The sequence below is a fragment of the Parasphingomonas puruogangriensis genome (assembly GCF_036663635.1).
Lineage (GTDB): Bacteria > Pseudomonadota > Alphaproteobacteria > Sphingomonadales > Sphingomonadaceae > Sphingomonas.
Map to the genome: position 1 here is coordinate 160,407 of NZ_JAXOJI010000004.1, position 18,292 is coordinate 178,698.

At 64.0% G+C, this 18,292-nt stretch carries 22 protein-coding genes; 16 read left to right on the top strand and 6 right to left on the bottom strand.

Annotated features, from left to right (window positions below; translation table 11 throughout):
- Nucleotides 1–14: 14 nt before the first annotated feature.
- The 3 genes from U1739_RS11855 to U1739_RS11865 all read left to right on the top strand — a co-directional run bounded on the left by U1739_RS11855 (nucleotide 15) and on the right by U1739_RS11865 (nucleotide 3,076).
- Entirely contained in the window at nucleotides 15–197 is a 183-nt protein-coding gene (locus tag U1739_RS11855; RefSeq protein WP_332708270.1) for a hypothetical protein, read from the top strand.
- 465 nt (nucleotides 198–662) lie between these two features.
- Complete coding sequence (locus U1739_RS11860; RefSeq protein WP_332708272.1) at nucleotides 663–2,597, top strand: ribonucleoside-diphosphate reductase subunit alpha; 1,935 nt, start codon at nucleotides 663–665, stop codon at nucleotides 2,595–2,597.
- Between the two features lie 68 nt (nucleotides 2,598–2,665).
- Nucleotides 2,666–3,076 carry an SPFH domain-containing protein gene (locus U1739_RS11865; RefSeq protein ID WP_332708273.1) on the top strand — a complete coding sequence of 137 codons (411 nt, stop codon included), beginning with the start codon at nucleotides 2,666–2,668 and terminating at the stop codon, nucleotides 3,074–3,076.
- 95 nt (nucleotides 3,077–3,171) lie between these two features.
- Here the strand turns inward: U1739_RS11865 and U1739_RS11870 are convergent, their stop codons facing one another.
- A complete protein-coding gene (locus U1739_RS11870) occupies nucleotides 3,172–3,432 on the bottom strand; it encodes a DUF2171 domain-containing protein (protein ID WP_332708275.1) in 261 nt (86 codons plus the stop codon).
- Nucleotides 3,433–3,491: 59 nt separating this feature from the next.
- Here U1739_RS11870 and U1739_RS11875 point away from each other — a divergent pair, with 59 nt between their 5' ends.
- Genes U1739_RS11875 through U1739_RS11890 form a run of 5 tightly spaced genes read left to right on the top strand, consistent with a single transcriptional unit; the run spans nucleotide 3,492 to nucleotide 6,258 of the window.
- Nucleotides 3,492–3,692, top strand: coding sequence for a hypothetical protein (locus U1739_RS11875; protein WP_332708277.1), 201 nt, complete (start codon nucleotides 3,492–3,494; stop codon nucleotides 3,690–3,692).
- Between the two features lie 31 nt (nucleotides 3,693–3,723).
- Entirely contained in the window at nucleotides 3,724–3,939 is a 216-nt protein-coding gene (locus U1739_RS11880) for a hypothetical protein (protein WP_332708278.1), read from the top strand.
- Between the two features lie 21 nt (nucleotides 3,940–3,960).
- On the top strand, nucleotides 3,961–5,016 hold the full coding sequence (locus U1739_RS11885) for a ribonucleotide-diphosphate reductase subunit beta (RefSeq protein ID WP_332708280.1): 1,056 nt from the start codon (nucleotides 3,961–3,963) through the stop codon (nucleotides 5,014–5,016).
- Nucleotides 5,013–5,585: a type VI toxin-antitoxin system SocA family antitoxin gene (gene socA, locus U1739_RS21175; RefSeq protein ID WP_443025544.1), complete on the top strand. Its 573-nt coding sequence runs from the start codon at nucleotides 5,013–5,015 to the stop codon at nucleotides 5,583–5,585. Before U1739_RS11885 ends, socA begins: the two co-directional genes overlap by 4 nt.
- Nucleotides 5,548–6,258, top strand: coding sequence for a hypothetical protein (locus U1739_RS11890; RefSeq protein ID WP_332708282.1), 711 nt, complete (start codon nucleotides 5,548–5,550; stop codon nucleotides 6,256–6,258). Before socA ends, U1739_RS11890 begins: the two co-directional genes overlap by 38 nt.
- Nucleotides 6,259–6,288: 30 nt before the next feature.
- Here U1739_RS11890 and U1739_RS11895 read toward each other — a convergent pair whose 3' ends face one another.
- Entirely contained in the window at nucleotides 6,289–6,537 is a 249-nt protein-coding gene (locus U1739_RS11895) for a type II toxin-antitoxin system RelE/ParE family toxin (protein WP_332708284.1), read from the bottom strand.
- Between the two features lie 25 nt (nucleotides 6,538–6,562).
- Complete coding sequence (locus U1739_RS11900; RefSeq protein ID WP_332708285.1) at nucleotides 6,563–6,733, bottom strand: hypothetical protein; 171 nt, start codon at nucleotides 6,731–6,733, stop codon at nucleotides 6,563–6,565.
- 322 nt (nucleotides 6,734–7,055) lie between these two features.
- Here U1739_RS11900 and U1739_RS11905 point away from each other — a divergent pair, with 322 nt between their 5' ends.
- From U1739_RS11905 to U1739_RS11920, 4 genes are all read left to right on the top strand, one after another.
- The gene (locus U1739_RS11905; protein WP_332708287.1) at nucleotides 7,056–7,505 is read left to right on the top strand and encodes a hypothetical protein; all 450 of its coding nucleotides are present in this window, start codon (nucleotides 7,056–7,058) and stop codon (nucleotides 7,503–7,505) included.
- A gap of 106 nt (nucleotides 7,506–7,611) precedes the next feature.
- Nucleotides 7,612–8,214 (top strand): hypothetical protein, encoded by a 603-nt coding sequence (locus tag U1739_RS11910; protein WP_332708288.1) that lies wholly within the window; start codon nucleotides 7,612–7,614, stop codon nucleotides 8,212–8,214.
- A gap of 93 nt (nucleotides 8,215–8,307) precedes the next feature.
- Nucleotides 8,308–8,745, top strand: coding sequence for an ExbD/TolR family protein (locus U1739_RS11915; RefSeq protein WP_332708290.1), 438 nt, complete (start codon nucleotides 8,308–8,310; stop codon nucleotides 8,743–8,745).
- A 65-nt stretch (nucleotides 8,746–8,810) separates the two neighbouring features.
- On the top strand, nucleotides 8,811–9,491 hold the full coding sequence (locus tag U1739_RS11920) for a hypothetical protein (protein WP_332708292.1): 681 nt from the start codon (nucleotides 8,811–8,813) through the stop codon (nucleotides 9,489–9,491).
- Between the two features lie 32 nt (nucleotides 9,492–9,523).
- On the opposite strand, the gene U1739_RS11925 is transcribed toward U1739_RS11920, so the two are convergent.
- Complete coding sequence (locus tag U1739_RS11925; protein ID WP_332708294.1) at nucleotides 9,524–12,160, bottom strand: putative bifunctional diguanylate cyclase/phosphodiesterase; 2,637 nt, start codon at nucleotides 12,158–12,160, stop codon at nucleotides 9,524–9,526.
- 137 nt (nucleotides 12,161–12,297) lie between these two features.
- Here U1739_RS11925 and U1739_RS11930 point away from each other — a divergent pair, with 137 nt between their 5' ends.
- Together U1739_RS11930 and U1739_RS11935 are read left to right on the top strand one after the other, a co-directional pair.
- Nucleotides 12,298–13,821 carry a fumarate hydratase gene (locus U1739_RS11930; protein WP_332708296.1) on the top strand — a complete coding sequence of 508 codons (1,524 nt, stop codon included), beginning with the start codon at nucleotides 12,298–12,300 and terminating at the stop codon, nucleotides 13,819–13,821.
- Nucleotides 13,818–14,741, top strand: coding sequence for an EamA family transporter (locus tag U1739_RS11935; protein WP_332708298.1), 924 nt, complete (start codon nucleotides 13,818–13,820; stop codon nucleotides 14,739–14,741). The genes U1739_RS11930 and U1739_RS11935 overlap by 4 nt, the downstream gene beginning before the upstream one ends.
- Here U1739_RS11935 and rdgB read toward each other — a convergent pair whose 3' ends face one another.
- Both rdgB and rph read right to left on the bottom strand, forming a co-directional pair.
- Entirely contained in the window at nucleotides 14,742–15,371 is a 630-nt protein-coding gene (gene rdgB / locus U1739_RS11940) for an RdgB/HAM1 family non-canonical purine NTP pyrophosphatase (RefSeq protein WP_332708300.1), read from the bottom strand.
- Nucleotides 15,368–16,084 carry a ribonuclease PH gene (gene rph, locus U1739_RS11945; protein ID WP_332708302.1) on the bottom strand — a complete coding sequence of 239 codons (717 nt, stop codon included), beginning with the start codon at nucleotides 16,082–16,084 and terminating at the stop codon, nucleotides 15,368–15,370. Before rph ends, rdgB begins: the two co-directional genes overlap by 4 nt.
- 490 nt (nucleotides 16,085–16,574) lie before the next feature.
- On the opposite strand from rph, the gene hrcA reads away from it, so the two are divergent.
- Nucleotides 16,575–17,624, top strand: a complete 1,050-nt coding sequence (hrcA, locus tag U1739_RS11950; protein WP_332708304.1) for a heat-inducible transcriptional repressor HrcA — start codon at nucleotides 16,575–16,577, stop codon at nucleotides 17,622–17,624.
- A gap of 24 nt (nucleotides 17,625–17,648) precedes the next feature.
- Entirely contained in the window at nucleotides 17,649–18,197 is a 549-nt protein-coding gene (grpE, locus tag U1739_RS11955; protein ID WP_332708306.1) for a nucleotide exchange factor GrpE, read from the top strand.
- Nucleotides 18,198–18,292: the final 95 nt, after the last annotated feature.

Here is an 18,292-nt window from a genome sequence, read left to right on the forward strand (position 1 = left end):
GGTTGGGAACGACGATGCCGCGCGAACCATCTGATACGCCCCTCAAGGCGACGGCGGAATCTGGCGAGGTCTTGCTCGACGGGGCGGATGGGCTCGCCGCCTCGATGACGCCAGCCGCGGCGCGCGCCTCGGCCCAGGCGCTCGACGCCGCGGCGGACGCGGCCGAAGGGCAGGCGTCGGAAGACGCGGCCATCTAACCTATCCGTCGCCATTGCCGTGAAGCGGTAGCAGGGCGTAAATATCGCTTTGGTCGATTGGCCGTTTCGGGCCCAAATTTATTTGCATGGCGGCACTTCTCCGCTTGCGTTTGCGCAACGCCAGCTTTGACCACGCGTCGCGCCGCATCGCGCCCGGAACGATGCTGCGAAGCGACTCGGAATAGCGACGAACCGAGTCTTTCAAGCGTCATTTACTGTCTTGCGTGGCGCGGCGATTGGGCACAATCTGTAGGGGTTGAGTTCGGGGGCGGACCCAAGAGCTGGTAGAACGAGGTCGCGATATCCATATCGTGGCCAGGCCCGGAGCGCAGCCAATCGGTAGCGCTAAGGTCGCATTTTGTTCTCCCTCTTGCCGCCGGGAATGATAGCATGGGGGTTCGCCCCCCGATTCGAACGGACCGGGAACATTCGGTCAGCAGAGCTAGTGATCGATAGGACGGCACGATGGATTTTAGAGACCAGGAAGTGAGCGTAGATATGGCCACCGAGACGATGGAAGCGGACACCGTGACGGCGACGCAAGGCGTGCAGGGCAATGCCGATCGCAAGCTCGAGGCGCGCGGCGATTCGAAGGAAGTGCATGCGCAGCTCTATCCGGTCGAGGTCGATCACTCGCGCGACGCGCTGCTGACCGATTTCGGCAAGGATACGCTCAACGACCGCTATCTGCTGCCGGGCGAGCGCTACCAGGATCTGTTCGTCCGCGTGGCGTCTGCTTATGCCGATGACGCCGCGCACGCGCAGCGCCTGTACGACGCAATCTCGCAGCTCTGGTTCATGCCGGCGACTCCCGTTCTGTCCAATGGCGGCACCGGGCGTGGCCTGCCGATCAGCTGCTATCTTAATTCCGTGCCGGATAGCTTGGGCGGCATCGTCGATACCTGGAACGAGAATGTCTGGCTCGCCTCGCGCGGCGGCGGCATCGGCACCTATTGGGGCAATGTCCGCGGCATTGGCGAGCCGGTCGGCCTCAACGGCAAGACCAGCGGGATCATTCCCTTCGTCCGCGTGATGGATTCGCTGACGCTGGCGATCAGCCAGGGCAGCCTGCGGCGCGGGTCGGCCGCGGTGTATCTGGATGTGTCGCATCCCGAGATCGAGGAATTCCTCGAGATCCGTAAAGCCTCGGGCGATTTCAACCGCAAGGCGCTCAACCTGCACCACGGCGTGTTGCTCACCGACGCATTCATGGAGGCGGTGCGCGCCGGCGACGAATGGGTGCTGCGCAGCCCCAAGGACCAGACCGAGCGCGGCCGCGTCGATGCCCGCAGCCTGTTCCAGAAACTGGTCGAGACGCGCCTGGCCACTGGTGAGCCGTACATCGTGTTCGCCGATCACGTGAACAAGGCGATGCCCAAGCATCACCGCGATCTCGGGCTCAAGGTCTCGACCTCGAACCTGTGTTCGGAAATCACGCTGCCCACCGGCAAGGATCATCTCGGCAACGAGCGCACCGCAGTGTGCTGCCTGTCGTCGCTCAACCTCGAAACCTGGGACCAGTGGAAGGACCAGAAGGGGTTCATCGAGGACGTCATGCGTTTCCTCGACAACGTGCTGCAGGATTATATCGATCGCGCCGAGCCCGGCATGGAGCGCGCGGCGTATAGCGCGGCGCGCGAGCGCTCGGTCGGCCTTGGCGTGATGGGCTTCCACTCGTTCCTGCAGGCGCGCGGGCTCGCTTTCGAAGGCGCGATGGCCAAATCGTGGAACCTGCGCATGTTCAAGCACATCAAGGCGCAGGTCGATGAAGCCTCGATGCAGCTTGCGGTCGAGCGCGGCCCGTGCCCCGATGCGGCCGACATGGGCGCGATGGAGCGGTTCAGCTGCAAGATGGCGATCGCCCCGACCGCGTCGATCTCGATCATCTGCGGCGGCACATCCGCGTGCATCGAGCCAATCCCGGCCAATATCTACACGCACAAGACGCTGAGCGGCTCGTTCTCGATCAAGAACCCGTATCTCGAGAAATTGCTCAACGAGAAATCGAAGAATAGCGATGCGGTGTGGAACACGATCCTGGAGAAGGGCGGCAGCGTCCAGCATCTCGATTTCCTCAGTCAGGAGGAAAAGGATTGCTACAAGACCAGCTTCGAGATCGACCAGCGCTGGCTGATCGAGCTCGCCGCGGATCGCACGCCCTATATCGATCAGTCGCAGTCGCTCAACCTGTTCATTCCGGCCGATGTCGAGAAATGGGACCTGCTGATGCTGCACTTCCGCGCCTGGGAATTGGGCATCAAGTCGCTATATTATCTGCGCTCGAAATCGGTGCAGCGGGCAGGCTTTGCCGGCGGCGTGGAAGCCGACAATACGATCGAGCCGCCCAAGTTCGATCTCGGCGAAACGACCGATTACGATGAATGCCTGGCGTGTCAGTAGCCTGAAGAGGGCGGCGAGCGGCGGACGGGCCGTTCGCCCGGATAAGGTCGCTGAAAAGGAACTGCGGCATGGATCAGAAATCGGGCTGCACCTTGATTGCCATTGTCGGCGGCGCACTGCTGTTGCTGGTGATCATGCTCGCCTATCCGCAATATCGCGTCTATTCGCAGCGCCTTGCCGGGCAGGCGGCGTTGGCCGAGGCGCAATCCTCGCGTCAGGTCGCGATCTTGGAAGCGCATGCCAAAAAGGAAAGCGCGATCTCGCTCGCCGAGGCTGAAGTGATCCGGGCCAAGGGTGCTGCGCAGTCCAACGCGATCCTGCAGGGCAGCCTCGGTGGCCCAGAAGGGTATCTGCGCTATCTGCAGATACAGGCCTTGGAATCGAGCCGCGCGTCGCTGATCTACGTGCCTACGGAAGCCGGTCTCCCGGTCACCGAAGTGCGGCGCCTGGGCACCGAGCCGCCGAGCGCAGATCGATGACCATGGGTGCTACCTCTGGGCGACGGGCGCGAAAAACCCCGGCCCGCGCGGTGCGGACCGGGGTTGATCATCGTGCGTCGGTCGCGCGGGAAAGCTTACGCCTCTTCTTCCAGCCCGACGGCCACATCGGCGTTGGCGCTCAGCCGCACCTTGTCGCCTTCGACCTCGGCGACCAGGCCGCCCGAAATGTAATGGTGATGCCCTTCATGCGCGCCGGTGCCCTCGGTGACCTGCGCGCCCGAATCCTTCTTGGTCAGCTTGATGCGGTCGCCCTCGACATGGTCGACGGTGCCGACATGCACGCCGTCCGCGCCGATGACTTCCATATGCTCTTTGATTGCGCTGAGATCGGCCATGTGGGTAGCTCCTTCGTTACGGTTGCGGCATCTGAACGCACAGGGACCGAGTTGGTCGCATGAGCTGGCAGATCCTCATCATGTATGGCGTCGCCACGGTGTTTTCCATCGGCGGGGCGTTTATGCTGCTCGCGCTGACGCGGCCTGCCGGCCCGGCCAAGGTCTATGTCTTCCGCATGGTCGGGATCATGGCGCTGGCCGCGGGCATCGTGCTCGGCATGTCGGCGACGGCGATGTGGCAGTGGAGTGCTGCGTCGTGAGCCGGTTCAGCACGCCAGGGAGGCGATCGACATGGTAACATTCCTGTACGGCATGATGATCCTGGGCGGCGCGGTCGCCTTCATCGGGGGGCTCGTCCTCCTGGTGTTTGGCGAACAACTGCGCGCGCGCGACGAACGCGCCGGCCGCATTACCGACAAATATCCCACCCCGCAGGCACAACGCCGGCTGGCCATCATCCTCACGGTGATCGGCCTGGCCTGCCTGCTGCTTGCGTTCATTTTCTAGTTTTCACCGGAGTTAAGCGTCATGTCCCTCACCGAAGCCCGCAAGCAGTACAAGCCGTTCGAATATCCCTGGGCGTTCGATTTCTGGAAGCGTCAGCAGCAGATCCACTGGATGCCCGAGGAAGTGCCCCTGGGCGAGGATTGCCGCGATTGGGCGCAGAAGCTCTCCGAGCACGAGCGCAATCTGCTCACGCAGATCTTCCGCTTCTTCACCCAGGCCGATGTCGAGGTGCAGGATTGCTATCACGAGAAATACGGCCGCATCTTCAAGCCGACCGAGATCAAGATGATGCTCGCCGCGTTCAGCAACATGGAGACGGTGCATATCGCCGCCTACAGCCATTTGCTCGACACGATCGGCATGCCCGAGAGCGAATATGGCGCCTTCCTCGAATATAGCGAGATGAAGGACAAGCACGATTACCTGCAGACCTTCGGCGTCGACAGCGACGAGGATATCGCCAAGACGCTGGCCATGTTCGGCGGCTTCACCGAGGGGCTGCAGCTGTTCGCCAGCTTCGCCATGCTGATGAACTTCCCGCGCTTCAACAAGATGAAGGGCATGGGGCAGATCGTCACCTGGTCGATCCGCGACGAGACATTGCACTGCGAAGGCATCATCAAGCTGTTCCACGCCTTCTGCGCGGAGCGGAATTGCTTCACCAAAGCGGTCCAGTCCGACATTCGCGAGATGTGCCAGCACACCGTGCATCTGGAGGACAATTTCATCGATCTCGCGTTCGAAATGGGCCCGGTCAACGGCATGACCCCCAAGGAGATCAAGAAGTACATCCGCTACATCGCCGATTGGCGGCTGGGCCAATTGGGCCTCAAGCCGATCTACATGATCGACGAACATCCGCTGCCCTGGCTGGCCCCGATGCTCAATGGCATCGAACATGCCAACTTCTTCGAACAGCGCGCGACCGAATATTCGAAGGGGGCGACGCGGGGCAATTGGAACGAAGTGTGGGACGGCTTCGACAAGCGCCAGAAGGCCAAGGCCGGCCCGGCGGCGAATGAGGAGATGGTGTCCGGCGGGGATATGTTCTCGCAGGCGGGGATTGCGGCTGAGTGACAGGGTTAGATGACGACGGCTCTGCTACCGACCCTCGGTCGGTAGCAAACCTAATCTTGAAAACGGCAGGAAGACCGTTGTCAAATTTGGAACTACAAAAACTTCTATACTTTGCGCATGCTGCATACATTATGCGAAACAAGAAAGCTTTAGTGAGTGGATATTTCGAAGCGTGGACTTATGGACCGGTTCATCCCGCAGTATATTCTTCTTTTAAATCTTCCGGATCGGAGCCGATAACCACATTGGCTCAAAAAAAGGACATTAGGACCGGCGAAATTACCGAGATTGATGTCCCTACGGACCCAGAAATTGTCAGCGTAGTGCGCAAAACCGTACACTCACTTGGGGATATGACGCCCGGACAACTCGTAAAGCTCTCTCACGCAAAAGATGGTGCTTGGGATGTCGTATACGCACGGTCGAAGAATGAGCGAATGCTAGGATTGCGAATATCAAATGAACTAATACGAGAGCGTTACAGGAATCATTGGCTGTCAGCAGATAAACTTAATCACGTGGAGGAACCAAGTGAAGATACGCCACTTACCTATCACCGATTTGGCTAGAATTTGCGTTCAGCCATATGACATGCAACGACACGCTCTTAAGCAGGTCAAGGGTGGTGGTCAGGGGCCGAACTATAACCCGACCCGAGGGCAGTTTGTTGGAATCGTCAACCGGCAACCTGGCGTTTTTCGTGCCGCTCGCGACCCTTGGGCTGTCGTGGAAAAGCACATAAAAAAGGCCAGTCGATCCGTCGAAGAGCAGGAGATGAACATCCCTGTTGCTCAGCAGTTGTATGATTACTGCGAATTTGAACACGTTCATGCGACGGAGTTAGATGGGTATCCGATTTCGTTTTCCGTTGGTCCAAAGCTGCTTTGCTGGTCTCCCGCGCTATTTATTTATCCCGATCGCATCACTATCCCGTTTCTGGATTTGCGGCGGGGTCGCAATCTAACACGAGAAGCGCGTCGATGCATTTTTTCTCTGCAACATCACGCGCTGCGAGTTAACAATCCAGACTATCGCGACGAAGTGACCCTCGAGGTGTTCCAGTTCAACGCGGATGAGCAGAGAACGATTAAGGTCAGAGCCGAAGACGGAATGTGGCTGTATTCGTATGATCAGCTAGAACAGATGATCACGCGCACGCAGCTTCTTTGGTTTGATGTACTCGCTGGGAGGGAGGAAGAGTTGAAGAGGAGGTCGGGGGGGCGCAAAGGAGACCTCCTATAATCGAAGAAATTAGTAGATGACCGTTGCCCGCTAGACTGGCGGATAGTTCCGCCTCGTATGCAGCACGGTGAGCACATCGATTTCCCCCTCCGGCGCAATTGCAAAGATGATTCGATACGGTAGCCCCGCCACGGCAAACACGCGGGTACCTGCAACCTCGCCGAGCCGACCCAGCTTCGGAAACTGCCCGAACATCATCGCCGTCTGGAGTAGCCGGCTGACGACCCGCTCGGCCGCCCGCTCATTGTCCTGCGCGATCCATTCGTGGATTGCGACCAAATCGTCCCGCGCCTGCGGCGTGAGGTTAACCTTCAAGCTTGAGGTCGCGCCACACCTGCTCGACCGGGATCATCGCCGCGCGGTCGCGGCTTTGCGCTAATCCGCGCTCGATCTTCGCGCGCTGCCATGCCGCATAACCGGACTCCTCCCGCCCTCTTGCGGCAAGCTTCTCGGCGGGAAGGGCGATCGGCGTCATAGGGTAAATATATGCGCTCCAGCGGACGAAGAAAAGCGCACCATGGCCCTGAGCCACGACAGTACAAACGGCCGCCGCACCGCGCTCGTCCTGTCTAGCGTCGCCACATCGATGTCCTGGCGATGGAACTGTCGCTCAAGGTCAGCCGGTCCTTTACTTGGCTCGGTCCGATGGCGATCGAGGGCGCCCGGATTCATCGAGGCGATATGCTTCTTCCGAAAACCGGGTCCCAGATCCGACCGCTCGCCCTTGACGACCCCCTCCCACCCCCGGCACATAGCCCCCGCGCCCTGGGGAGGGCCATCATCCGGGGGGGATCATCATGCCGTCATTGCTGTTCATCGCGTCCATGCTCGCCGCCGCGCCGGTGCAAGGCGAGGACCTCACCGTCGATCTGATGTGTCATGGTCGTGGCGACGTCAGCTACACCACCAATGTCGCGCGTGCCGAACCGGGCAAGCCCAAGCCGCCGGCGCAGTTCCGCACGTTCCGCGATCCGTTCCGCGGCGTCGTGCAGGTGCGCGTGCGCGGCGGCAAGGCGGAGGCGCTGTTGCCGCCAGAGATGCTGCGCAACAATCCCGGGCGCAGCTGGTCGCCGATCATCAAGTTCCAGGTCAGCGAGAGCGAGATCCGCGGCAAGGTCGAACTCGGCATCCTCTATGCCCCGCTGATCAACGTCAATCGCGCCACCGGCGACATCAGCATCAGCGGCTCGATGAGCAATTTCGCCGGATCGTGCGAACCCTATGATCCCGGGCAGCGCCGCTTCTGATCGGACGGGCGTCGCTGCGCGGCGCGCCCAACGCTGGCAAAAACCGCTGTCCTACACGAACCGATATGGTTATCTAAATCCGCTCCAACCCTCAAGGAGCGAGTCGATGGCCAGCAAATCCCGCCCCGCCGCGGCCCCCGAGCCCGAATTCTTCCCCGATTTCACCCCCGTCCCCCGCGCGCAGCGCGAGGATGGCTGGACGCCCGACAAGCAGGTGGCGTTCATCACCGCGCTGGCCGAATGCGGCTGCATCGCCGAGGCGTGCAAGGCGGTCGGCATGGCGCGCGTCTCGGCCTATCGGCTGCGCGCCGATCCGCATGCCGCCGGCTTCCGCGCGGCCTGGGAAAACGCGCTCGATTATGCCGTGCGCCGCATCGCCGACAATGCCTTTTCGCGCGCGCTGCACGGCGTGTCCTGGCCGATCTTCTATCACGGCGAGCAGATCGGCGAGCGCATCCGGCACGACGAGCGGCTCGTCATGTTCCTGCTGCGCACGCGCGATCCGCTGCGCTATGCCCCGCCCAGTGGCGTGCAGCTGACCGTCGATCCGTGCGAATTGCCCGCCCGGCGCCTGCGCGACAGCCTGGCGGATCTTGAGGATCAGGCGTTCGAGGCGGCGTACAGGCTCGAGGCGGAACGCGCCGAATGCGGCGGCACCGCCGCCGCGGGCGACCCGGCCGAGGGGGATTTCGAGCGGGACGTGGTGTAACTTTCGTTACTTTCGGTGCCGCTTGACGGCTCGAAATAGATGATACAACATCACGTCAGCAGCGCCCCGCTGCGATAGAAGGGACAAGGTGTTATGACTGCCCGTTCCACTTCGTACCGCCCCGCCCAGGACGAGCCGCTGTTCACGGCAATGAACATCACGCCGCTGATCGATGTGTTGCTCGTGCTGCTGGTCATGATGATCCTGACCATCCCGATCATGACGCACAAGATCCCCGTCGATCTGCCGCAGGGGCCGGCCGAGCGCACGCCGGCGACGATCCACCGCGTCGCGCTGACCGCGGCGGGCGGGCTCGTCTGGGATGGCGCGCCGATCGCGCAAGCGGCGCTGCCCGCGCGGCTGGCGCGGTTCCTGAAGGAGGACAATGCGCAGTTGCACATCCAGGCCGAGCCGCAGGCGCGCTACGAGCGGTTCGCGCAGACGCTGGCCACGATCCGCGGCGCCGGCGTGACGCGGCTGGGCTTTATCGGCAACGAACGCTTCGCCGATTTCAGCGCGCCGCCGCGCTAGATCGCGGAACGGGCGGGGGCGGGGCCGCGTTGAAGGGCTCCGACCCGTGTCCCGAAGGTGCCCCTATGCGTCTGTTCCTCGTGCTTCCCGTGTTGCTCGCCGGCTGCGGCCCGGCCGACACGCCGCCGGCGAACAATGTCGATATCGATGCCGCCGCCGAGGCCGCCGAAAACAGCATCGATACCTACGCCGCCGCCACGCCGGCCCCACCGGCAGCGGCGCCCAGCACCGCCCTGCTGGCCCGACCGACTCCCGTGCCGAGCCCGTCGCCTGCCGCCACGCTGGCGCCGCTCGATCCGCCCGCGCCCGGCACGCCCGGCGGCCTGCCCGACGATCGCACGCCAATCTCCGAAGCGCCGTTCACTGCCGACAGTGCGCAAGGCGCGGCGGATGTGGTGCAGACCTATTATGCGCTGCTCGGCGAGCAGAAATACGCCCGTGCCTGGCGCCTCTGGGGGCATGATGGCGCGGATTCGGGGATGAGCGCCAAGGCTTTCGCCGCAAGCTTCGCCAAGTTCAGCGAATATCACGCCAATGTCGGCGCGCCCGGTGCGATCGATGCGGGCATGAGCCAGCGCTGGGTCACTGTCCCGGTGCAGGTCTATGGCCGGCTGACCACGGGCACGCCGGTCTATATGCTCGGCAAGGTCACCTTGCACCGCATCGTCGAGGGCGTCGGCGGGCCCAAGTCACAACAGCAATGGCGCATCCGCACGATCGACGTGAAGCCCCGGCCCAAGGGCTGATGTCGCTCCCCTCCCGGTAACGGAGGGCTAGGTCAGGCTGAGCGGCGTACCGGCACCGCCATCGTCCCGGTGTTCAGCCGCTCGAGGTTGAAATGCTCGGCGAATTCGAGCCCCGCTTTGCCGTCCGCTGCCCAGCGCAGCTTGGCCGGGAACATCTGGTCCTCGATCAGCTCGATCAGGATATCGAGGCCGATCGCGCTCTCGTCGACATCGATCCCGTCGATCATCGCGCCGGTCGCGGATATGTTGCGGATGCGGATCTCGCCCTGCACCTCGCCGGCGCTGATCCGCGCTCTCCGCAGCATCGTCTGGCGCGGCGAGCGGCTGACGCGGTAGCCGCCCGCCGTCGCCATGCCGTCCGCCGCAGCCAGCTGCTTGAGCACTTCGCTGGCGCGCGCCGGCTTGCCATAGACATAGCCCTGGATGTGGCTGCAGCCGAGATCGCGGATCAGCGCGATTTCGTCCTGCAGCTCGACCCCCTCGGCGGTGGTTTCCATGCCCAACGTATCGGCGAGCGTGACGATCGCCTTGATGATCGCGGTGTTGCGATTGCCCGGAATCGCCGCGCCTTTGACGAAGCTCTGGTCGATCTTGATCTTGTCGAACGGCGCTTTCTTGAGATAGCCCAGCGAGGAATAGCCGGTGCCGAAATCGTCGAGCGCCAGCCGAACGCCTAGACCCTTGAGCATCTTGAACATGTGGTCCGATGTCGCGTCCTCGGTCAGGAACACGCTTTCGGTGATCTCCAGCTCGAGCCGCGCCGGACGGATGCCGGATTTGGCCAGCGCGCTGGTCACCACCGTGGGCAGGGCGGGATTGGCGAATTGGATCGGCGAGACGTTGACCGCGACGCGGACGTCGTTGGGCCAGCCCGCCGCCTCGGTACACGCGGTGCGCAGCACCCATTCGCCGATCGCCTCGATCAGCCCGCACTCCTCGGCCACGGGGATGAAATCGGCCGGCGAGACGGCGCCGCGCGTCGGATGGTCCCAGCGCAGCAGTGCCTCATAGCCGACGATGCGTTCGGTCTTGGTGCTGACCACCGGCTGATAGGCGACATGGAACTGATCCTGCACCAAGGCGGTGCGCAGATCGTCCTCGAGCTGCTTGCGGCTCTTGGCGCCGGCGAGCAATTCACCGCGGAAGAAGCGATGCACGCCGCGCCCGTCGGCCTTGGCAGCGTAGAGTGCGAGATCGGCGTTGCGGATCAGCGTCTCGGCGTCGCGGCCATCGTCCGGCGCGATGGCAATGCCCGCCGAGCAACCGATCGTGATCGAGGACCCGTCGATGAAATAGGGCTGCGACAATGCGGCGATGATCGTGCGGGCCAGCTCGCTCAGCCGCTCGCGATTGCCTTCCGTCGGCAGTACGATCTGGAACTCGTCGCCGCCCAGCCGCCCGACCAGCCCGGTCTCGCCGACCGCGCGGGTCAGCCGTTGGCCGACCTGCTTGAGCAGCGCGTCGCCGACCTGATGGCCAAGCGTATCATTGACCGCCTTGAAGCGATCGAGATCGAGCAGGAGCAACGCGCTGGTGCGTGCCGTGCCGCTCGCCAGCGTCTGATCGAGCGCCATGCGCATGCGCTGGCGGTTGGCCAGCCCTGTCAGGCCGTCAAACAGCGCCAGGCGGTTGATTTCCGCATCCGCGCGGCGACTTTCCGTGAGATCGCTGCCGCTGCCGACAAAGCCCTGGAATCGGCCGAGCTCGTCGCTGACCGGGCGGCCGCTGATCGACCACCAGCGTTCCAGCGTGCCGCCGCTCGCCGGGCGTACCGAATAGTTGGAAAATGCCGTGCGGGCGGAGAGATGGAAGGCGAGCGTGCGTTCGGTTTCGGGCGCTGCACTATCGACGCGGAACAAGGCGGTCAGTGCGCTGCCGGTGGCATCGCCGCTACCCAGTTCGTCCGCCACCTTGGCGGAAAGATACGTGACGCGGCCGTGGCTGTCGGTCTGCCAGAACCAGCCGGTCGTGTTTGCCTCATATTCCTCGACCAGCCGTGTCGTCAGCCGGGCGTGCTGGTCGGTCGCATCGCGCGCGTCGATCGCGGCGCGGTCGAGCCGCACCATGCTGTACGACGCGATCGCCAGGCACAGCAGGAAGACCATGGCGATCACCGCCGCCAGGCCGAGCCCGCTTTCCACGATGATCCCCGCGACCAGCGCACCGGCAAAGCCGATCGTCGCCGCGCGCACCGGATGCAACACCGCTGCAACGACGATGATCGAGCCGAACATCGCGACGAAGCCGGCGAGGTGGCTGGGCCCGAGCGCGAGGCGGCCGCTGATTCCGAGCAGCGATAACAACGCTGCGGCGATGCAGCCGCCGCTCAGCGTGGCAGCGCGAACCTGCGCGTGCGGCGACAGCCGTCGGCCCACGGGCAGGACCAGCAGCAATAGCAGGAGCACGCCGGCGCCGACCACCGCGCCGCCACGAATCTGGATTGCCGTTAGCAGATCGGCGCGCTGCTGCGACAGGGCCGCCGCCCAAAGCATTGCCGGCGCGATGATTAGCGCAACCAGCGCGAACGGCCAGCCCGCCCGCAGCTGCGCCAGTTGCCGGCGTAACGCGTTCTGGCACCCGTCGCGATTGCCGCCGCCGGAGATCAAGTCGTCGCGAAACGCGCCTGCTGTGGCGGTAACCGCGCGGAACGGATGGAAGGAGACGGCCATGCGCGCAGCATAGGGTCAAGTCCTTGCCAAAATGGTTTCATCGCGTGGTGAACGCGCAATTTTATCCGGCTCTTTTGGAAAGCAGGAAAAGGCGGTTAAGGGAGGCGCATTCCCTAGTCCGTGAGAACCGCTCCTCCATGACCACCATCATCCGCGAAGCCGATCTGATCGAAAGCGTCGCCGACGCGCTGCAGTTCATCTCTTACTATCATCCGATGGATTATATCCGCGCGCTGGGCGCGGCGTATGAGGCCGAGCAGGGCCCCGCGGCGAAGGATGCGATCGCGCAAATCCTGACCAACTCCCGCATGTGCGCCGAAGGGCATCGCCCGATCTGCCAGGATACCGGCATCGTCAACGTGTTCGTCAAATGGGGCATGGAGTGCCGCTTCGACGAGACGACGCGTTCGCTGCAGGAGATCGTCGATCAGGGTGTGCGGCTGGCCTATCTCAACCCGGAGAACAAGTTGCGCGCCTCGGTGCTGGCCGATCCCGCCTTCACCCGGCGCAACACCAAGGACAATACGCCGTGCGTGCTGCACGTCGAGATGGTGCCGGGCAATACCGTCTCGGTCGATGTCGCGGCCAAGGGCGGCGGATCCGAGAACAAGTCGAAGTTCAAGATGATGAACCCGAGCGATTCGATCGTCGATTGGGTGCTCGAGATGCTGCCGCAAATGGGCGCCGGCTGGTGCCCGCCGGGCATGCTCGGGATCGGCATCGGCGGCACTGCCGAACATTGCATGCTGCTGGCCAAGCAGGCGCTGATGGAGCCGATCGACATGGGCCCGCTCAAGGCGCGCGGACCCCGCAACGATATCGAGGCGCTGCGGATCGAGATTTTCGACAAGGTCAACGCGCTCGGCATCGGCGCGCAGGGGCTGGGCGGTCTCTCGACCATCCTCGACGTCAAGATCCTCGACGCGCCCTGCCACGCCGCGGGCAAGCCGGTGGCGATGATCCCCAACTGCGCCGCGACGCGCCACGCGCATTTCACGCTCGACGGCTCGGGCCCGGCGTTTCTCGAGACACCCGATCTCGACGCATGGCCCAAGGTCGACTGGCAGCCTGACAGCGCCGCGATCCGCGTCGATCTCGATACGCTGACGCCGGCCGACGTGCAGGGCTGGAAGCAGGGCGATCGACTGCTGCTCAACGGCAAGATGCTCACCGGGCGCGACGCCGCGCACAAGCGCATCAAGGACATGCTCGATGCCGGCGAACCGCTGCCGGTCGAATTCAAGGGCCGGGTGATCTATTATGTCGGGCCGGTCGATCCGATCGGCGAAGAAGTCGTAGGCCCGGCCGGCCCGACCACCGCGACGCGGATGGACAAGTTCACGCGGATGATGCTCGACCAGGGATTGCTGGCGATGGTCGGCAAGGCCGAGCGCGGGGCGGATGCGACCAAGGCCATCGCCGAGGGCAAGAGCGCCTATCTGATGGCGGTGGGCGGCGCGGCGTATCTGGTGGCGCGGGCGATCAAGGGCTCCAAGGTGGTCGGCTTTGCCGATCTCGGGATGGAAGCGATCTATGAGTTCGAGGTGCAGGATTTCCCGGTGACGGTGGCGGTGGACGCCACGGGGGCGAACGTGCACCAACTCGCGCCGTTGGTGTGGAAGGAGCGGATTGCGCGGGAGCGGTTGCTCGAACAAGTGTGATCACTCTCCCGATCTGGCTCCCCGCGACGCTGTTCGCTGGCGCGCTGCAGGCGTGGCGCACGGCGGTGCAGCGGCGCGTGGGCAAGGCGCTGTCGGTCAATGCCGCGGGGCTGGTACGCTATCTGTACGGCCTGCCGATCGCGCTGGCGCTGGCCGGCGGCTACCAGTTCTTGATTGCGCCCGCGGCCTTGCCGCACCTCAACCTGTGGTTCTTCCTGTTCGCCGCCGCCGGCGGGCTGGCACAGATCATTGCCACGAACCTCCTGCTGATGGCGTTCGAGGAGCGCAATTTCGTCGTCGGCACGGCCTATTCCAAAACGGAGGCGATGCAGAGCGCCCTGCTCTCGGTGCTGCTGCTCGGCGATCGTCTCGCGCCGCTCGTCTGGCTGGGCATCGCCAGCGGCGTGGTCGGCGTGATGATCCTGTCGACCGGCGGCAAGCGCATGGGGCCGATCGAGCTGCTGCGCTCGCTCGGGCAGAAGGCGGCGATCTACGGTGTCGCGTCGGGCTTCTTTTTCTCGCTCACCACGATTGGGGTGCGCCGGGCGACGATGGAACTTGGCACCGGCGACGATCATGTCCGCGCCGGGCTGCTGACGCTGGCCGCAGTGGTAGCGCTGCAGACGTTGCTGCAAGGCGGCTATGTGTGGTGGCGCGAGCGCGAGCAGGTGCCGTTGGTGTTCGCCAATTGGCGCGTGGCGGGGCAGGTCGGGCTGATGTCCTCGCTCGGCTCCGCATGCTGGTTCACCGCCTTTGCCTCGGCGCCGGTGGCGTTGGTGCGCATCGTCGGGCAGGTCGAGATCGCCTTCACCATGGCGTTCGGCCATTTCTATCTCGGCGAGCGCATGCGCGCGAGCGAAGCGGTCGGCTTGCTGCTGGTCGGAATCGGGGTGGTGCTCGCGCTGGCGGGCGCGTTGTAGCTAGAGAACCGCCGCGACCAATTGCCGGAACGCATCGGCGCGGTGGCTGATGCTGTGCTTCAGGTCCGGATCGATCTCCCCGAACGTCTGGGTATCGCCATCGCGGACGAACATCGCGTCATAGCCAAAGCCGTTATCGCCGCGCGGCGGCCAGACCAGCGTGCCATCGACCCGGCCTTCGAACCATTCGACATGGCCGTCGGGCCAGGCCAGCGCGAGCGCGCAGACGAAGTGCGCGGCACGGCTGGCATCCGGGCCCTGTTCGGCAAGGTTCGATTCGACCGATTCCATCGCCAGCACGAAGTTCTTCGACGGCCCGCCCCAGCGCGCCGAGAAGATACCGGGATCACCGTTCAGCGCATCGACGCACAGGCCGCTGTCATCAGCCAGGGCCGGCAAGCCGGAAAGGTCGGCAGCCTGCAGCGCCTTCAGTTCGGCATTGGCGACGAAGGTGGTGCCGGTTTCTTCCGGCTCGGGCAGATCGAGTTCGGCAGCGGATACCGGCTCGATCCCGTATTGGCCGAGCAAGGCGCGGATTTCACGCACCTTGCCCTCATTGTGGCTGGCGATGACCAGCGGGCCGGGCTTCAGCTTGCGGATCGCCTGAGGCTGGTCACCTTCACCACTCATTTTGCCACTGCCTTTGCTTGCGCCGCGAAGATATCTGCGCAGCCGATACGGGCCAAACGCAGGAGACGTAGCAAAGCTTCCTCGTCGTAAGTCGCGCCTTCGGCGGTGGCCTGCGCCTCGGCGATGTTGCCGTTTTCGAGCAGCACGAAGTTTGCGTCGGCGTCGGCGTTCGAGTCCTCGTCATAATCGAGGTCTAGCACCGGCGTGCCCTGATAGATCCCGCACGAGATCGCCGCGACCTTCTGCGTCAGCGGATCGGCGGTAAGCTTGCCGCTTTCCAGCAGCCCGTCAATGGCGAGGCGCAGCGCTACCCAGGCGCCCGAAATCGACGCGGTGCGCGTGCCGCCATCGGCCTGGATCACGTCGCAATCGAGCACGATCTGGCGCTCGCCGAGCAGCTTCATATCGGTGACGGCGCGGAGGCTGCGGCCGATCAGGCGCTGAATTTCCTGCGTGCGGCCGGATTGCTTGCCCTTGGCGGCTTCGCGATTGTTGCGCGTGTTGGTCGCGCGCGGCAGCATGCCGTATTCCGCCGTCACCCAGCCTTCGCCGCGGCCGCGCATGAACGGCGGGACCTTTTCCTCGACCGAGGCGGTGACCAGCACCTTGGTGTCACCGAAGCCGATCAGCACGGAGCCCTCGGCATGTTTGGTGAAGCGCGGTTCGATCGTGATGACGCGCATCTGATCGGGGGTGCGGCCGGATGGGCGCATGGGAAGTCTCCTGGGAATGTGTGGCGCGAGCCGTAGCCAGCGAGGGAGGGCGTGTCACCCCTGGCGGGGTGCGATCGGAAAGTTAGGCTAAAGTTAGGGCAAAACGCTGCCGCTGGAATCGAAAGGTTAAGCTAACGTTAGGCCAACGACGTGGGTTTGCGGTGCTGTCCGGCACCGTGGGCGATTACGTGCTGCCGCCCGCGAGATTCGGTGCCCGACGCTGAGAAAGATCGACTGGGATTGTTTCAAAGGAAATCCAACATTGCCAGTGCGGATTACCTCGTGGGATCGCCCGCCCATTTTCCGGCACCCCGGACTTGTTCCGGGGTCCACCGTGCCGCGATCGCTCACTGGATCAGCGATGACCGGGTTTGCCATTTGGTGGACCCCGGACCAAGTCCGGGGTGACGGTGGTTGGTGGTAAGGGCGGTTTACCATGCAAACTGCCGAGGCCGTTGAGCCGTCCTGCAAAACCCCCCATATGTCCCATATGATGGCTCCCCCGATCAGCGACCTCAACGACCGCGCGCGCGATGTTTTTCGCGTGGTGGTGGAGAGCTATCTCGATACCGGGGCGGCGACGGGATCGCGGACGATCGCGCTCAGATCTGGACTCAATTTGTCGCCCGCGTCGATCCGCAACGTGATGCAGGACCTGGAGGAGCTGGGGCTGATCGCCTCGCCGCATACCAGCGCGGGGCGGTTGCCGACCGAATCCGGGCTGCGGTTGTTCGTCGACGGGATGATGCAGGCGCTGGAGCCGAGCGCGGAGGAGCGATCGGCGATCGAATCGCGCGTGTCGCAGCCGGGGCCAGTCGAGGCGGCGCTCGCTGCGACCACCGCTGCGCTGTCCGGACTGTCGGCCTGTGCCGGGCTGGTGATGGTGCCGAAGCGCGAATTGGTGCTGCGGCAGATGAGCTTCGTGCCGCTGTCGCAGGACAAGGCGCTCGCCGTATTGGTCAGCGAAGAAGGCGCGGTGGAGAACCGCGTGATCGATCTGCCGGGCGGGGTGGATCTGTCGGCGCTGGTGCAGGCGGGCAATTATATGACCGCGATGCTCTCTGGCCTGACGCTGGGCGAGGCACGCGCAAAGATCGAGCGCGAGATCGGCGAGGAGCGCGCGTTGCTCGACGGCGCGGCGCGCGACCTGATCGAGCGCGGGCTGGCGGTGTGGAGCGAGGATGGTGATCGCCGCCCGGTGCTGATCGTGCGCGGGCAGGGGCGGCTGATCGATGCGGCGGATGCAGCGCAGCTCGAACGGATCACCGATCTGCTCGACGATCTCGAAGGCAAGCAGGAAATTGCCGGGTTGCTCGATAGCGCCAGCGCGGGCGATGCGACGCGCATCTTCATTGGCGCCGAGAACAAATTATTCTCGCTGTCGGGCTCGTCGGTGATCGCCAAACCGTTCCGCGGATTGGACGGTCGCGTGGTCGGCGTGGTCGGGGTGATCGGGCCGACGCGGTTGAACTATGCGCGCGTCGTGCCCATGGTGGATTTCACCGCTGCGACGCTCGCCAGATTGATGGGCCGCGGCTGACCAAATTGGGATTTCAGGACCGACATGACCGAGCAAGATACCGCTAAGACCGACGCTTTCGACCTGCGCGAAGAAACCGCCGAAGCAGCGCCCGAACTGGCCGAGCATGACCGGGTCGGCGAACTCGAGACACAGCTCGCCGAAGCCAAATCAGCCTTGCTGTATGCGCATGCCGAGCAACAGAATGTGCGCCGCCGCGCCGAAAAAGAAGCGGCGGATGCGCGCTCCTATGCGGCGACTGCCTTTGCCCGCGACCTGCTATCGGTCGCAGACAATCTCGCGCGGGGGCTGGAAGCCATTCCGGCCGACCTGCGCGCCGGTGAAAAGATGAAGGGACTGGTGGCCGGGCTGGAAGCGACCGGGCGCGAGCTCGAATCGGTGTTCCAGCGCCACGGCATCACCAAGATGACGGTGATGGGCGAAACGCTCGACCCCAACCGCCACCAGGCGATGTTCGAACTGCCCAGCGATGAAAAGCCCGGCACGGTCGTCCAGGAAATGCAGGCGGGGTATATGATCAAGGACCGGCTGCTGCGCCCGGCGCTGGTGGGCGTGGCGAAGGCTGCCGGATAATGCTTCGCTGTCATGCCGGGCTTGTTCCGGCATCCACCGGGCCGCAAGACATTTAGCCGTTGTGTCGCGGCGCTGTGGACCCCGGAACTAGTCCG

Bases quoted from the DNA above. Each gene is read 5' to 3' on its own strand.
- U1739_RS11855 (WP_332708270.1), top strand. From the start codon at position 15: ATGCCGCGCGAACCATCTGATACGCCCCTCAAGGCGACGGCGGAATCT.
- U1739_RS11860 (WP_332708272.1), top strand. From the start codon at position 663: ATGGATTTTAGAGACCAGGAAGTGAGCGTAGATATGGCCACCGAGACG.
- U1739_RS11865 (WP_332708273.1), top strand. From the start codon at position 2,666: ATGGATCAGAAATCGGGCTGCACCTTGATTGCCATTGTCGGCGGCGCA.
- U1739_RS11870 (WP_332708275.1), bottom strand. From the start codon at position 3,432: ATGGCCGATCTCAGCGCAATCAAAGAGCATATGGAAGTCATCGGCGCG.
- U1739_RS11875 (WP_332708277.1), top strand. From the start codon at position 3,492: ATGAGCTGGCAGATCCTCATCATGTATGGCGTCGCCACGGTGTTTTCC.
- U1739_RS11880 (WP_332708278.1), top strand. From the start codon at position 3,724: ATGGTAACATTCCTGTACGGCATGATGATCCTGGGCGGCGCGGTCGCC.
- U1739_RS11885 (WP_332708280.1), top strand. From the start codon at position 3,961: ATGTCCCTCACCGAAGCCCGCAAGCAGTACAAGCCGTTCGAATATCCC.
- U1739_RS11900 (WP_332708285.1), bottom strand. From the start codon at position 6,733: ATGACGCCGATCGCCCTTCCCGCCGAGAAGCTTGCCGCAAGAGGGCGG.
- U1739_RS11905 (WP_332708287.1), top strand. From the start codon at position 7,056: ATGCCGTCATTGCTGTTCATCGCGTCCATGCTCGCCGCCGCGCCGGTG.
- U1739_RS11910 (WP_332708288.1), top strand. From the start codon at position 7,612: ATGGCCAGCAAATCCCGCCCCGCCGCGGCCCCCGAGCCCGAATTCTTC.
- U1739_RS11915 (WP_332708290.1), top strand. From the start codon at position 8,308: ATGACTGCCCGTTCCACTTCGTACCGCCCCGCCCAGGACGAGCCGCTG.
- U1739_RS11920 (WP_332708292.1), top strand. From the start codon at position 8,811: ATGCGTCTGTTCCTCGTGCTTCCCGTGTTGCTCGCCGGCTGCGGCCCG.
- U1739_RS11925 (WP_332708294.1), bottom strand. From the start codon at position 12,160: ATGGCCGTCTCCTTCCATCCGTTCCGCGCGGTTACCGCCACAGCAGGC.
- U1739_RS11930 (WP_332708296.1), top strand. From the start codon at position 12,298: ATGACCACCATCATCCGCGAAGCCGATCTGATCGAAAGCGTCGCCGAC.
- rdgB (WP_332708300.1), bottom strand. From the start codon at position 15,371: ATGAGTGGTGAAGGTGACCAGCCTCAGGCGATCCGCAAGCTGAAGCCC.
- rph (WP_332708302.1), bottom strand. From the start codon at position 16,084: ATGCGCCCATCCGGCCGCACCCCCGATCAGATGCGCGTCATCACGATC.
- hrcA (WP_332708304.1), top strand. From the start codon at position 16,575: ATGATGGCTCCCCCGATCAGCGACCTCAACGACCGCGCGCGCGATGTT.
- grpE (WP_332708306.1), top strand. From the start codon at position 17,649: ATGACCGAGCAAGATACCGCTAAGACCGACGCTTTCGACCTGCGCGAA.